At 42.1% G+C, this 14,834-nt stretch carries 15 protein-coding genes; 13 read left to right on the plus strand and 2 right to left on the minus strand.

The genetic code is table 11. The annotated features are described in order from the left end of the window. Nucleotides 1-319: 319 nt before the first annotated feature. The 5 genes from ACFSMW_RS12740 (at nt 320) to rsgA (ending at nt 5,419) form a co-directional block, all read left to right on the plus strand. Entirely contained in the window at nt 320-1,237 is a 918-nt protein-coding gene (locus ACFSMW_RS12740) for an MBL fold metallo-hydrolase (RefSeq protein ID WP_390356173.1), read from the plus strand. A gap of 135 nt (nt 1,238-1,372) precedes the next feature. Continuing rightward, entirely contained in the window at nt 1,373-1,519 is a 147-nt protein-coding gene (locus ACFSMW_RS12745; protein ID WP_390356175.1) for a hypothetical protein, read from the plus strand. Nucleotides 1,520-1,633: 114 nt separating this feature from the next. Beyond that, entirely contained in the window at nt 1,634-3,265 is a 1,632-nt protein-coding gene (gene abc-f / locus ACFSMW_RS12750) for a ribosomal protection-like ABC-F family protein (RefSeq protein WP_390356177.1), read from the plus strand. 107 nt (nt 3,266-3,372) lie between these two features. Next, on the plus strand, nt 3,373-4,197 hold the full coding sequence (locus tag ACFSMW_RS12755; protein ID WP_390356178.1) for an aldo/keto reductase: 825 nt from the start codon (nt 3,373-3,375) through the stop codon (nt 4,195-4,197). A 181-nt stretch (nt 4,198-4,378) separates the two neighbouring features. Beyond that, nucleotides 4,379-5,419, plus strand: coding sequence for a ribosome small subunit-dependent GTPase A (gene rsgA, locus ACFSMW_RS12760; protein ID WP_390356179.1), 1,041 nt, complete (start codon nt 4,379-4,381; stop codon nt 5,417-5,419). Between the two features lie 121 nt (nt 5,420-5,540). On the opposite strand, the gene ACFSMW_RS12765 is transcribed toward rsgA, so the two are convergent. Together ACFSMW_RS12765 and ACFSMW_RS12770 are read right to left on the minus strand one after the other, a co-directional pair. After that, on the minus strand, nt 5,541-6,212 hold the full coding sequence (locus ACFSMW_RS12765) for an MgtC/SapB family protein (RefSeq protein WP_390356180.1): 672 nt from the start codon (nt 6,210-6,212) through the stop codon (nt 5,541-5,543). 35 nt (nt 6,213-6,247) lie between these two features. After that, nucleotides 6,248-6,790 carry an HD domain-containing protein gene (locus ACFSMW_RS12770; RefSeq protein ID WP_390356182.1) on the minus strand — a complete coding sequence of 181 codons (543 nt, stop codon included), beginning with the start codon at nt 6,788-6,790 and terminating at the stop codon, nt 6,248-6,250. A gap of 185 nt (nt 6,791-6,975) precedes the next feature. Here ACFSMW_RS12770 and fni point away from each other — a divergent pair, with 185 nt between their 5' ends. The 8 genes from fni to ACFSMW_RS12810 all read left to right on the plus strand — a co-directional run bounded on the left by fni (nt 6,976) and on the right by ACFSMW_RS12810 (nt 14,814). Further along, complete coding sequence (gene fni, locus ACFSMW_RS12775; RefSeq protein WP_390356184.1) at nt 6,976-8,028, plus strand: type 2 isopentenyl-diphosphate Delta-isomerase; 1,053 nt, start codon at nt 6,976-6,978, stop codon at nt 8,026-8,028. A 170-nt stretch (nt 8,029-8,198) separates the two neighbouring features. Continuing rightward, nucleotides 8,199-8,660: a DUF2188 domain-containing protein gene (locus ACFSMW_RS12780; RefSeq protein WP_390356185.1), complete on the plus strand. Its 462-nt coding sequence runs from the start codon at nt 8,199-8,201 to the stop codon at nt 8,658-8,660. Between the two features lie 218 nt (nt 8,661-8,878). Then, nucleotides 8,879-9,724, plus strand: coding sequence for an MBL fold metallo-hydrolase (locus ACFSMW_RS12785; protein WP_390356186.1), 846 nt, complete (start codon nt 8,879-8,881; stop codon nt 9,722-9,724). A 102-nt stretch (nt 9,725-9,826) separates the two neighbouring features. Then, nucleotides 9,827-10,555, plus strand: a complete 729-nt coding sequence (locus tag ACFSMW_RS12790) for a DsbA family oxidoreductase (RefSeq protein ID WP_390356187.1) — start codon at nt 9,827-9,829, stop codon at nt 10,553-10,555. 318 nt (nt 10,556-10,873) lie between these two features. After that, nucleotides 10,874-11,827 (plus strand): ABC transporter permease, encoded by a 954-nt coding sequence (locus ACFSMW_RS12795; protein WP_390356189.1) that lies wholly within the window; start codon nt 10,874-10,876, stop codon nt 11,825-11,827. After that, a complete protein-coding gene (locus tag ACFSMW_RS12800; protein ID WP_390356191.1) occupies nt 11,817-12,767 on the plus strand; it encodes an iron chelate uptake ABC transporter family permease subunit in 951 nt (316 codons plus the stop codon). Before ACFSMW_RS12795 ends, ACFSMW_RS12800 begins: the two co-directional genes overlap by 11 nt. Next, entirely contained in the window at nt 12,761-13,516 is a 756-nt protein-coding gene (locus ACFSMW_RS12805; protein ID WP_390356193.1) for an iron ABC transporter ATP-binding protein, read from the plus strand. The genes ACFSMW_RS12800 and ACFSMW_RS12805 overlap by 7 nt, the downstream gene beginning before the upstream one ends. Nucleotides 13,517-13,845: 329 nt before the next feature. Continuing rightward, nucleotides 13,846-14,814, plus strand: coding sequence for a siderophore ABC transporter substrate-binding protein (locus ACFSMW_RS12810; RefSeq protein ID WP_390356195.1), 969 nt, complete (start codon nt 13,846-13,848; stop codon nt 14,812-14,814). The last annotated feature ends 20 nt before the right edge of the window (nt 14,815-14,834 follow it).

The raw sequence follows: 14,834 nt of genomic DNA on the forward strand, positions 1-14,834 counted from the left end.
GTTACCTAAAAAAGTCAGCAGCTTACTTTATAAGATAAGAAAGTTTTTTTAGTTTATCTGTCCAGCCCCAGAAGGATTTAAACCCCCTTACGTGGTAAAAATCTCCTTCAGGGTCTTGCTCAAGCTTAGCTGAACTGACCAAGGTGTATGCGCTTTTCCTATAATTGAATAAACACCGGCTGCAGCGCAGGAGGAATTTCCTTCTGCGTTTTTATGGAGGTCTCACTCATAGACGGGGATAATTTTGGCAAAAATGATGAAGTGAAATGGAAACACTGGTAATTTAAATATAGGCACAAATAACGATGAAGGTGAAATGATGAAACGACGTTATGAAAATATGGACCAAGTTAGCACAAAGAGCAGTCTTGCTGATTTTCTCAGATGGTGGAAGGAATCCTCCGTAAAAGAGAAAAATGTATCCTGGCAAATGCCTGTTGAAAAACATCCGGACATCGCGTTTTTACAAAATAACCGTGAGATACCGACACTGACGTGGATCGGTCATGCCACTTTTTTGCTGCAAATAAAGGGGATGAATATACTTACCGATCCTATTTGGACCAAATGGCTCAGTGGCTATAAACGTCTTTCACCGGCAGGCATTCCAATCGAACAATTGCCGCCGATCGATATCGTACTGATTTCTCACAGTCACTATGATCATTTGAGCTTCAGTACTATCAAAAAGCTGCCGGGAGCGCCGCTATTTCTTGTACCTTCTGGGCTTGGAAAAGTCTTTTTAAGGAAAGGATACGGACGTGTAGCAGAATTTGAGTGGTGGGGAACCCATCGTCTAGGTAAGCTGATATGCACGTTTGTCCCCGCTCAGCATTGGACCAAGCGTTCAGCTCTGGACACGAACACATCACATTGGGGAGGATGGGTAATCGAAGGAATCGATACGCCAACTATCTACTTTGCAGGGGACAGTGGTTATTTTCGTGGGTTTAAGGAGATTGGTGAACGTTTCTTGCTGGACTATACATTGATGCCGATTGGAGCATATGCGCCCGAATGGTTCATGGGAAAACAGCACGTCACGCCGGAGGAAGCAATACAGTCGTTTCTGGATACGGGTGCGAAGAAGATGTTTCCGATGCATTATGGTGCCTACATGCTGGCGGATGATACACCGAAAGAAGCGGTGGATCGGCTGCTTGGCGAATGGAAGCGTCAAGGAATAGATCAACAGCGCTTGCTTATGCCAAAACTCGGTGAAGTGCGTCAATTGTGAACTTAGTGGAAAAAATGTCTATGATGTAAAGTATCTGCGCAGGTATATCGGATGTTTTGTCGGTAAAGTCAGAAAACAGTTGACATTGCGAATGAAAATCTTTAGAATGAAACTAATTTGAAGGAGGTGGATCAGATGTTTTCGATTGGCAGCAGCGTAGCGAAATTCCAAGCATACCTTTGGATGTGTTATGCCATTTTTTCCGATATTTTTGTGCAACGGGATACGTATGCCCTTTTTCAGCAAAAATATCGAAAAAAATTACTGGCAGGAGACATCTGACCACAAACGTTAATCAATTGTTAAGACGTTGGAGTGTATGCTCTGGCGTCTTTTTTGTTGTCTTTAAATGGTGCAGCCTGGCGCGGTGTCTCCTTTGAAATGGAGGAGAAGAAATTGAATATTTGCAGTTTACGAGGTGTTGGCCAAACATATGGGGCGAATTTGATTTTTGAGAATATAACATGGCAAATTCCTATTGGAGAACGCATTGGTTTAATTGGCAGAAACGGAGAAGGAAAAACGACATTGCTTCATCTATTGGCAGGTATTTCAGTGCCTGCAAAAGGAACGGTTTCCTGGAAAAAAGGCAGCAGTCAAGGTATCTTGCAGCAGCAGCCGGATATCAAGGGAGAGGTAGTCGCAGTCTCCATTCTTTATCAAGCATTTTCCGAAACCCTGGCACTGAAAGAAAAAATGTCCGGAATGGAAGAAGCAATGGCCAGCGAATCAGATATGGATAAACTGATGGATATGATCGATAAATATGGCAAACTGCAGGAACAGTTTCAGGAAATAGGCGGCTATGAAATGGATGCCCAAGTCAGAAAAGTTGCCAGCGGAGTGATGATTGACGATCTATTGGAGAAAACATGGCAGCAATTGAGCGGTGGCGAACGAACAAAATTCCAGCTAGCCAAGCTGCTTTTGTACGCACCGGATCTGTTGCTGTTAGATGAACCGACAAACCATTTAGATATTGCAGCGATCGAATGGCTGACAGATTTTATCAGACAGTATCATGGCACCGTTGTGATTGTTTCGCACGACCGCTATTTTTTGGATGAAACGGTCACGTCTATTGCAGAGATGGATCAAGGGGAATTAATTTGCTACCAGACAAATTACTCGGACTATGTGAAAGAAAGGGAAGAACGGCTGATGCTGGAATTTCAGCAATACCAGGACCAGCAAAAAAAGATAAAAAAAATGAAAGCAACTATCAAGCGTTTGAAAGAATGGGCAAACCAGGCAACTCCTCCCAATGCAGGTCTTCACCGACGGGCAAAAAGCATGGAGAAAGCGTTGGACAGATTGGAACTGAGAAAGAAACCAGTTTTGGAGCAAAAACAGATTGATTTGCAATTTTTGGGTAGCAATCGCAGCGGCAAAGATGTGGTAGTCATGGAAAATGTGCATAAGCGTGTCGGAAATCGTGAGTTGTTTAAAGATGTGTCGTTACATGTCCGCTATCCAGAGCGTGTGGCAATTGTTGGGGAAAATGGATCGGGAAAATCGACACTTTTGAAGCTGATATTGCATCAGGAACAAGCGGATGAAGGAATCGTGCAGATGGGCAGTAATGTATCCATTGGTTTCTTATCACAGCATTTGCTGGAGGTAGATGAACAAGACCGTATCATCGATGCCTTTAGAAAAGAGGTGAAAGTCACAGAGGGGAAAGCCAGAAGTCTGCTTGCCAAATTTTTGTTTTTGGGCGATACAGTTTTTCAAAAAGCTGCCAGCTTGAGCGGCGGGGAAAAAATGCGGCTCCGATTAGCACAGCTGGTTCACCAGCAGCATAATCTGCTTGTTTTAGATGAGCCTACGAATCATCTGGATATTGATGCAAAAGAAGTACTGGAAGATGCCCTGGAAAACTTCTCCGGCACCATTATTGTTGTCTCGCATGATCGTTATTTTCTGAACAAGCTTTTTCCAGTTACTTATCGTCTGGCATCCAAGCAACTGACCAAGTATGAAGGAAACTACTCGTATGCGAGGAGAAAATGGTCAGATCAGCGGTGAGAGGTTGCGGCGAATGTATAAGATGTTGCCAGACTATTTCGTTTCCCAGGCAGTCGCCCCTGTGCTACACTAAAAGCGTAAAATGATCATGAGAGGGGTTTGAATATATGCAATATGTCACTTTAAATAACGGATTGAAAATGCCGCAGCTCGGTTTCGGTGTCTGGCAGGTACCAGATGATGAGGCGACGCCGGCTGTCACAAAAGCTTTAGAAGTTGGTTATCGTTCGATTGATACAGCGAAAGTATATGAAAATGAAGCGGGGGTTGGTAAAGCGCTAGCTGCAACCGAAGTTCCCCGTGAAGATTTATTCATCACCACTAAGGTTTGGAACAGCGACCAAGGCTATGAAAATACATTGAAAGCGTTTGATGCAAGCTTAGAAAGATTGGGATTGGATTATGTGGATCTCTATTTGATCCACTGGCCGACACCGGAATTCGACGAGTATGTAGATACGTATAGAGCGCTTGAGAAATTGTATAAGGACGGACGCGTCAAAGCGATTGGGGTATGTAACTTTGATATCGAACATTTACAGCGCCTGCTGGACGAATGTGATGTTGTACCTGTCATTAATCAGGTGGAATGCCATCCATACCTGCAGCAGCGGGAGCTCTTCGATTTCTGTAAAAAACATCATATTTATTTAGAAGCGTGGAGCCCATTGATGCAAGGCGGAGAAGTGCTGCAAAACGCAGCAGTACAAAAAATTGCTTCCAAGCATCGCAAAACGCCTGCGCAAGCAATTTTGCGCTGGCATTTGCAAGCCGGACATGTCGTCATCCCAAAATCAGTCACACCTGCTCGCATTGAAGAAAATTTCAATGTATTTGACTTTGAATTGGATCAAGAAGACATGAACCAATTCCAGGAACTTGACAGCAACCAGCGCAAGGGGCCTGCACCAAGTGAAATGAACAAAAGATAATGTAACTCGGGGGCCGCCCCTCACCGCGACAATGCGTTAAAGCAATAAAGTACTCGCCAATTTGAAAGGAGTGATGTTTTATGATTTCAATCCAAGTTAATCAATTAAGACATGCCTACATCAAAATGGAGGGATACTTGCTTTAGCGAGCGGATTCCTCTGACTTCAAGGAGGAAAACATTTGAAAGAGTTGAACAAATTAGGGTGGATCGATAAAGATTTTCAAGGTGATATTGAACAAGTTGCCAGGGTGATGGCAGTTCAAAAAAACAGTTATTTCATAGCTGATGGCCGTATGACATTCATTGCTGCACTAAGCGGCAGGTTCCTGAACGAAGTAGAAAATAGTTTGGGTATGCCAGTGGTAGGAGATTGGGTGCTGGCGCAGAAATTGGTTGATGAGCAAAAAGCTGTTATTCAGAAATTACTGCCGCGGAAAAGCCAGTTCACCAGGCAGGCTGCCGGTTATAAAACGGAAGCCCAGGTGTTAGCAGCTAATATGGATATCGTTTTTATTACCAGCTCATTGAATCACGATATCAATGCAAGACGAATCGAACGCTATGTTTTATCCACCTATGAAAGTGGTGCTGCGCCAGTTTTATTGTTGACCAAGAGCGATCTTGTTACGGCAACGGAGATGGAGGATGTACGTCTGGCGCTGGAAAAGGTTGCAATAGGGATTCCGATTATCATGATAAGCTGTGTAACCGGCGATGGTATGGAAGAGCTGGGCACATTTTTAGAATCGGGTAAAACCGCTGTATTGCTGGGATCATCTGGTGTCGGTAAATCGACCTTGATCAATATTCTATTGAATCAAGAAGTGCAAATCACTTCTGATATACGGGAAGATGACAGCCGGGGTCGTCACACGACCACCCATCGGGAATTGTTCCAATTGCCTAATGGCGCTTTGCTAATGGATACCCCGGGGATTAGAGAACTGCAATTATGGGATGGCGAAAGTGCTATGGACACAGCTTTTCAGGATATTGAAACACTGGCTGGCAACTGCCATTTCCGTGATTGCAGTCATGAAAATGAACCGGGCTGCCAGGTACAGGAGGCAATCGCCTCCGGCAGACTATCCGAAGAGCGTCTGAGAAGTTATTTTAAACTGCAGCGCGAACTCGCATTTGAAAAGCGGAAACAGGACCAGCAAGCACGGATTGCAGCAAAAAACCAATGGAAAAAGCTGACCAAATTGCGTCGGCGTTAAGCTTCTTTGCTGGGCCAATCTCCATAGACTAAATAGAAAGCCAGTGTTCTCTTCATTGAACACTGGCTTTTTATTGCGGCAAACAAGTATATGCAATTTTCCACGCTATGAATGCATGCCTTTATTGCAATTTCACAGCCGAGATCTCTGGTATTTGTTGCAGTAATCCTGCCAGTTCATTGCTGTCCCGTATTTTGCTGGATTGCAATTTGAAAGAGACAACATACTTGGTATCGGTTCCGGTTCCTTTCACTTTGACGTGATAATCCTTGATAGTCATATTTTGATCGCTTAATAGATGGATAATTGATTGTATTGCATCCCGAGAAGATGTCTCTGTGGTAAGCTGATAAGCTTTTGGTATAGCGAATTGGAATACACGCTTCAGTAATTCCAGGCCGACCAGCACCAGTACACTGCCTGCAATACCAACTTCATATAAACCAGCACCAATCGCCAGGCCAATACCGGCAGTTGTCCAAATACCCGCAGCAGTCGTCAATCCGTGAATCGACTGGCGCTGTACCAGTATCATACCCGCTCCAAGAAATCCGACCCCGCTGACAACCTGGGCGGCAATCCTGCTTGGGTCAAGCTCGAAGCCTTCTTTTCCAATAACATCGGCAAAACCATATTTGGATATGATCATGATAATTGCACTGCCAATAGCTACCAGGAAATGAGTTCGCAATCCCGCTTCCTTAAACCGTTTTTCGCGTTCCAGACCAATCAATGCCCCTAAGACGCCAGCTAGAATGATCCTAATCAAAAATTCGATATCTAGGTTTCCCATTCATCCTCACACCATTTCAAAGAATAGTCTATATTTTATTGCCCAAATACCCGGTTTACCGCTTCCTTATACATAGAAAAAAATGGAGGGATTTCATCATCTTGAAGTCCATGATACATATTCTGGGCTATTGACTGATTGTACCATTTCTGTTTATCATGACCTGCATTAAAAGCATTCCAGACGGAGGGGCCATGCAGTTCGATTTCTTTTTCCAGCTCCAGCAGATTGTCCAGCTTGTCAGCAACAATCAAATATTTAATTTCTTTATCAGCATTTTTGATCATCGCGATGGTATGCTCTTTACGTTCTTGCCAACTTTTAGATTTATCTTCTGTATGAGCAGCAACAAGCTTTTTTACCCGTTTTCCAAAGTTTCTTTCGATATCTTCCATTTCATACGGGGTATCTTCGACGACATCATGCAGATAACCTGCACTGATGAGTGCTTCCGAAAAATGGTTTTTTTCAAGCCGTTCAGCCACTCGTATGGGATGGGTGATATAGGGCTCGTTCGATGTTTTTCTTTGCTGGCCCTCATGGGCTTTGATGGCAAACGCCTTCGCTTTTTCTTTCAAAATATTCCTCCTTCATATAATCTAAACATTTCGTTAAATCATGTGCAATCTATTATACGTTATTTATGGTGCAAGTCGCCACTGGTGTTCCAAAAAATAATTGAAAAGATCTTAAGTACGAAATGATTGTTGTTATGTTAATTTTTGATATGATGAAGATAGTATATTTTAGGGGACGTGAGAAGATGGAAACCGGAATTAATAAGCGAAAGACAGAGCATATCCGGCTCTGCTTGACAGATGCAGTGGAAGGCGTTGAAAAATCAACTGGTTTGGAAGGAATTTCTTTTATTCATAACGCATTACCAGAAATTGATTTCCGTGACATTGACATGCAGACGAGTTTTTTGAACAAGCTGTTAAAAGCCCCATTTCTAGTGAGCTCCATGACTGGGGGTTCCGAATTGGCGGTACAAATCAACCAAAACCTTGCCAAAGCGGCAGAGGAAAAGGGATGGGTGATTGCACTGGGTTCTACAAGGGCGCTGCTTGAAAGCACGGCGCATCAAGATTCATTTCTAATTCGAAAATATGCTCCTTCGGTTCCGCTGATAGCTAATCTGGGTGCTGTCCAGCTGAATTATGGCTATGGTGCAGAGGAGGCGCAACGAATTGTCGATATGACAGAAGCAGATTCTCTTGTCCTGCATTTGAACAGCTTGCAGGAAGTTATCCAGGATGAGGGCGATGTCAATTTCGATAATTTGCTGCCTAAGATTGAAAAGGTATGTAAGACATTGAATGTGCCAGTCGGCGCGAAAGAAGTGGGATTTGGGATCGATGGAGAAACTGCTCGCAAATTGTATGATGCAGGAATTTCCTTTATCGATGTTGCTGGAGCTGGCGGGACCTCCTGGAGCCAGGTAGAAAAATTACGTTCGCAAAATCAGCTTCATAAAGCGGCAGCAGAAGCTTTCAACAATTGGGGCAACCCTACAAAAGACTGCATTGTTTCCGTGAAAAGCAAAGTGACAGGGGTTCCGGTCGTTGCAAGCGGAGGTATGAAAACAGGATTGGACGCGGCCAAAGCGATTACCATCGGCGCGGATGTAATCGGCTTTGCAAGGAAGCTTCTGGAAGCGGCAACCACATCGACTGAAGCGGTCATTAAAACGATGGACCAGATCGAACTGGAATTAAAGATCACCATGTTCGGCATTGGCGCAAAAAATCTGCACGATTTAAAAAATACGAAGCGTGTGTCCATCATGGGCAAATCATTATTGGAAGAAGCATAAACAAAAGCCGGAGCGTTTATCGCTGCCGGCTTTTGTTTATGAAAAATAAACGCTGGGTAATGATAAGCAATAGGATAAGTTCCAGACAGCTTTTCTTATGTTGGAAAGGCAAGTCTTCCGTATGAGGTTGATGATTACATGGTTTTCTAAAATCAAAAGGAGTGATTTCAATGCCTTGGACAATGAATGACTATCCTTCATCTTTAAAGAATTTGGATCACGCTACAAAAAAGAAGGCAATCGATATAGCTAATGCGATGGTGGATGAAGGTTATGATGAAAACAGGGCGATTCCGATCGCTACGAAACAGGCGAAAGAATGGCGCAGCAATGCCAGCAAAGAGGAAATAGCGGAGTATGCGGAATCAGGCCAGCCGACTACAAGAAAAAAAGAGGACACAAAATATGAAAACAACCCGGAACGCCTGGAAGAGGGAGAAGAGGTTGTCTCCCATGAAGATGGTTGGGCTGTTCAATCTAAAAACGCAAAGAAACCTAGTAACATCTATAAAAACAAAGATGATGCTGTAGAGCAAGGACGTAAAATCGCCAGGAATAAAGGGACGTATTTAACTATTTATAAGCAGGACGGGTCAGTCCAGAAAAAAGAAACCTTTGCAAGCAGGAATTAAATTGACTTTGAAAAGGTATTTTTGCGCTGCGGGTGCTCGAGAGGGAAGATTTTGGCTTGAAGAAGAAGCCAAGCTGCACGTATGGCGTGTATTCTGCTTGTTCCGTCCTTCAATCAACCCTTTATTGGAGTTCAAACGAACCCGGTAAGGTTGATTCCAATAAATCCGGTATTTTTCTGCGTAAAACATAGAAACTAACAGTAAAGGAGGTTATTATAATGGACTCACAGATGCATGATAGTAAAGACAATCGACCTATACCGATGACTTCAACAGCTGACAAAAAATGGGAGCAAGTGAATGATGGCGTTTATATGTATACCGATCAAATAGTGAATCTGGCTGTCATCGAAAAAAGCGATAAAGCAGGATGGAGTCTTGTTGATACGGGACTGCCAGGATCAGCACCCGAAATAAAAAGAGCTATTGCCAAGCATTTTCGCCAGGATAGTAAGCCGGATGAAATTATACTCACACATGGTCATTTTGATCATGTTGGCGGCTTAGTTGACTTGGTGAAGGAATGGGAAGTTCCTGTATATGCACATTCTCTTGAGTTTCCTTATCTGACAGGCAAAAAAGCTTATCCTGAACCTGATATGACAGTTGAGGGTGGATTACTTGCAAAAATCTCTCCCTATTATCCGAATGAACCGATCAATGTCAGTCCTTATTTGAAAGAACTGCCAGAAGATATGGGCACTTTAGGCTTGCCGGAATGGGAATGGTTTCACACTCCAGGACACTCGCGCGGTCATGTTTCCTTTTTTAACAAGCAAAAAGGGTTGCTGCTCGCTGGTGATGCGTTTATTACAGTGAAACAGGATTCTTTCTGGAAGGTGCTTGAGCAATATGCTGAAATAAATGGACCGCCAAGATACCTTACTCCAGACTGGAAACAAGCAAAAGACTCGGTTCAAAAGCTTGCTTCATTGCATCCGAAAAAAGCAATTACCGGCCACGGCCCGCCAATGGAGGGCAAAGAACTGAAGGACGGTCTGCAAGCGCTTGTAGATCATTTTGAAGAGAAGGCAGTCCCTGATTATGGGAAATTCGTTAATTGATTCAATCGTACAAAAGAGTTAGCTGTACAAGCACAATGCTACAGACTTAACAGGAGGGTGTGATAAAATAGGAGAATCAGGAAAAAAGAGGTGCTTATAAACATGAAAATTGAAATCTGGTCTGATTATGTGTGCCCGTTTTGTTATATTGGTGAACACAGACTTGCAAAAGCCCTGGATGATTTTCCGAATAAAGACAATGTCAAAATTGAATTTAAATGCTATGAACTAGATCCAAATGCGAAACATATGCCTGACGGTGATTACTATTCCATGCTTGCAAATAAGCTTGGCATTACATCGGAACAAGCCAAGCAATCGAGTGAGAATCTGGCTGAACAGGCTGCGGAACTTGGTCTGGATTATCGTTTTGATAAAATGAAACCTACCAACACCTTTGATGCCCACCGCTTAGCAAAGTATGCTGAGAAAATCGGCAAGGGCAAAGAGATGGTGGAAGCCTTGTTCTATGCATACTTTACAGAAGGAAAACTGATTAGTGATCATGACGAGTTGACAGAATTAGCGGAAACAGTCGGAATGGAGAAGGAAGATGCTGTTTCTGTGCTTGCCTGCAATGAAAAGGGCAGACGTGTACGTGAAGATGAAGAACAGGCTCGCGAGATAGGTGTGCAAGGAGTTCCCTTTTTCGTATTCAATGAAAAATATGCCGTTTCCGGGGCCCAGCCACCGGAAGTGTTTAAGCAAGTATTGGAAAAGGTGGAGGAAGAGGAACAGGCCAAGCCTCATCTGCAAACGTTGACACCAGATGGTTCGGAAACGACGTACTGTACAGATGAAGGCTGTGAAATTAAACGCGACCAATCTTAAAACCAAAGTAAAACATCGGTATTCTCAGTGAATGCCGGTGTTTTTTAATTATCTGGCAAAGAAAACCTCCCCTTGCGATGTGTTCAGAAGAATGGGGATACATATTTAGTAGGTTAGCGGGCTTTTCGCTTTAAATTGCACAGGGAATTTTGTTGACGTTTAATGGGAATATGCTATACTCGAAGTAGCCATTCTAATTGATAATGAATATCATTCTTAATTAGAATTTATTTTTTGTAATAATCATTTTAAATAGAAGGAAACAACTTTATCCATTCAACGGATTTGCTGTTTTCGAAATTATGAGAAGGATTTTTTATGAAGATACGATACTTGGTTGCAGCACTCATCGTTCTGTCTGTCACCTCAATTTTTGTAGGGGTAACGGATATATCTCCTTTGGATATTTTTTCTTTATCCAAAGATCAAATGGAAATTTTGTGGATCAGCAGGGTACCGAGGCTTGTAAGCATCTTGATTGCTGGCGTGAGCATGAGCATTTGCGGTTTGATCATGCAGCAATTAAGCCGTAATAAATTTGTTTCGCCAACTACTGCAGGCACAATGGATGCAGCCAAATTTGGCATCTTGGTTTCACTGATGTTATTTTCAGGGGTAAGTATTTTTGTCAGAATGCTGATTTCTTTCTTTTTCGCATTGCTTGGCACATTCATATTTATGCACATTCTGGGCAGAATCAAATTTAAAGATGCGATTTTTATACCGCTGGTTGGCTTGATGTTCGGAAATATCATCAATTCGCTTTCTACTTTCTTCGCTTATAAAAATGATTTAATCCAAAATATGTCTTCTTGGATGCAAGGCGACTTTTCCATGATAATGAGTGGAAATTACGAATTGATGTATGTCAGTGTTCCGTTGCTTATCATCGCTTACTTATTTGCGAATAAGTTCACAATTGCTGGAATGGGAGAGGATTTTGCCAAGAATCTTGGTTTGAATTACCGTCAGGTAGTCAATATCGGATTGGCTATCGTGGCACTCGTAACCGCATCCGTCGTGCTGTCAGTAGGTGTCATCCCTTTCCTGGGATTAATCATTCCGAATATCGTCAGCATTTATCAAGGGGATCATTTGAAAAACAGCTTGATACATACCGCATTGCTTGGGGCCGTTTTTGTTCTGCTCTGTGACATTCTTGGCAGGGTAGTCATTTACCCATACGAAATACCTATCAGCTTGACAGTCGGTGTGATAGGAAGCGCCATTTTCCTCTTCCTGCTGGTAAGGAGGAAGAGATATGGATTATAAAAAGAAAACATTGCTGCTTGCAGTGATAGCTCTTGCTTTGGCTCTGCTGTTTGTTTTTTATAATCTGAGCGGCAATATCGGCTACATTTTACCTAAAAGGATCATTAAAGTCATTGCAATCATTCTTACAGGCAGTGCCATCGCATTTTCAACAACGGTATTCATGACGATTACTAATAACCGGATATTGACACCAAGTGTTATGGGGCTCGATTCCCTATATATGCTTGTGCAAACGGTAATTATTTTTGTTTTCGGTTCCAGATCTCTGGTCATGATGGACAGCAACATCAACTACTTAGTTTCTATCGGATCCATGGTCGTTTTTTCGCTCTTGCTGTTTCATATTTTATTCAAGGGCGAAAAGAACAATATTTATTTCCTGCTTTTGGTCGGGATGATACTAGGTCAGTTTTTCGGCAGCTTCACATCATTCATGCAAGTACTTATCGATCCGAATGAATTCATGGTTGCCCAGGATAAAATGTTTGCGAGCATCAATAACGTCAACACCAATCTTGTTTATTTGTCTATTGTTCTCATCATATTTGTCGCATTGTATTTTATCAGGTTTGCAAAGTATTTGGATGTACTTGCGCTTGGCAAGGATCAGGCTGTCAACTTGGGGGTGCCGTATGACAGGGTTGTTAAGCATTTGCTTGTCATCGTGGCAATATCTATCTCGATTGCAACAGCGCTGATTGGCCCAATTACCTTTCTTGGCCTGCTTGTTGTCAATCTCGCGTATGAGTTCCTGAAAACATATCGACACACGTATTTGATTTTGGGGTCGATGTTCCTCAGTGTGATAGCACTGCTGGGCGGACAATTCATCGTTGAAAAGGTGTTCACATTCAATACGACAGTGAGTGTCATTATCAACTTTGTTGGTGGAATTTACTTCATTTATCTTTTGTTAAAGGAGAGAAAATCATGGTAGATATCAAGCATTTGTTTAAGACGTATCATCAAAAAAAAGTCGTGGACGATGTTTCGTTGAAGATTGAAAAAGGCACTATCACATCCTTCATCGGACCCAATGGGGCTGGTAAAAGTACGTTAATCTCAATGGTTAGCCGCCTGATTGCAAAAGATGAAGGAGAAATAACGATTGATGGATACGATATCATGCAAACAAAAAATAATGATCTTGCCAAGAAGCTTTCCATTTTGAAACAGTCCAATTCCATCAATCTGAAGCTTACTGTACGCGAGCTGATTTCTTTTGGCAGATTCCCCTATTCCCAAGGGAAATTGAAAAAAGAGGATTGGCAAAAGGTGGATGAAGCGATCGATTACATGGAGCTGCGCGAGATTCAGGATAAGTATCTTGATGAATTGAGTGGTGGTCAGCGGCAGCGTGCACATATTGCCATGGTCATCGCACAGGATACAGAATATATCTTGCTTGATGAACCATTGAATAACCTGGATATGAGACATTCCGTGCAAATCATGAAAATTTTGCGCAAGCTGGTTGATGAACTGAATAAGACCATTTTGATCGTTATTCACGATATCAATTTTGCGTCTTGCTACTCAGATCATATTGTGGCTCTGAAGGACGGTAAAATCGTCAAACAAGGGCGCGCATGTGATGTCATTGATAAATGTGTATTAAAAGATATTTATGATATGGATATAGATATTCAACATGTGGATGATCGGCGCATATGCGTATATTTTTGATATAAACAGAGCCGGATGGCACATGCAGATCATCCACATCGCCATCCGGCTGCAAAGGAATATATCATCACTGCTGTCAGCAGGATTGAAAAATAAAAAGACCTTTACAATAACATAGGAAGATTGTGACCCAGTTATCATAAAGGAACCTGACAATTCCATTGTAACTGATTTTTATGTTGTAGTAAATGAGTTGGCCTCTGATGGCAATAGATACAGCGCGATGAATAGGGGGGAAATACATACATCATCAACACGATGATTTTAAATGGTTAACCTATCCCGCTGACAGCTAGAGATGTTATAAATAAATCAAGAGGAGAATTCTTATGAAGAAACTAATGCTATTCTTATTTGCCGCTTTCATAGTGATCGCATTGTCTGCATGCGGCAGCACAGATAAAGATACAAGTAAAAATGGCGACAAAACCGCTGAAGCAGAGAAAGGTAAAGACACGATTACTGTTAAGCATGAACTTGGCGAAACAAAAGTACCAAAGAATCCTAAAAAAGTAGTCGTATTTGATTTTGGCATTTTAGATACATTCGATAAACTTGGTATTAAACCTGCCGGTATCGCTCAGAAAAATGTCCCTGATTATTTGAAGAAATACAAAGAAGGGGATTATACAAACATCGGAAGCTTGAAAGAACCTGATTTTGAAGCTATTGCCAATCTTGATCCAGATCTGATCATTATTTCCGGCAGACAATCTTCTGTTTATGACCAGCTGTCTGATTTAGCTCCTACTATCTATTTGGGTGTGAATACCGATGACTATATGAATTCATTCAAGGAAAACACCAAGATTGTTGGTGAAATTTTTGGAAAAGAAGACGAAGTGAAAGAGGAATTGGCTAAAGTGGACGATGCCATCAAAGCCTTGCATGAAAAAGCCGAAAAAGTAGATAAAGATGGTTTGCTTGTCATGGCAAATGACGATAAAATGAGTGCTTTTGGATCGAAATCCCGTTTTGGAATAATTCACGATGTGTTCGGTATCAAGCCGACAGATAAAGATATTGAAGCTTCTACGCATGGGATGAATGTATCATCTGAATATATCATGAAGAAAGACCCGTCCATTTTATATGTCATTGACCGCGGTACAGCGATTGGGGAAGATTCTTCTGCCAAAAAAGTCGTGGAAAACAAACTGGTCAGGAAAACAAAAGCTTATAAAGACGGTAATATCGTTTACTTGAAACCAGATATTTGGTATCTTTCCGGCGGCGGACTCGAATCTGTATCAGAAATGATTTCTGAGATTGATAAAAGTTTGGATGAAGCTGAATAATATAAGCAATAGACCTGGAT

Source organism: Tigheibacillus halophilus (assembly GCF_042683165.1).
Lineage (GTDB): Bacteria > Bacillota > Bacilli > Bacillales > Amphibacillaceae > Tigheibacillus > Tigheibacillus halophilus.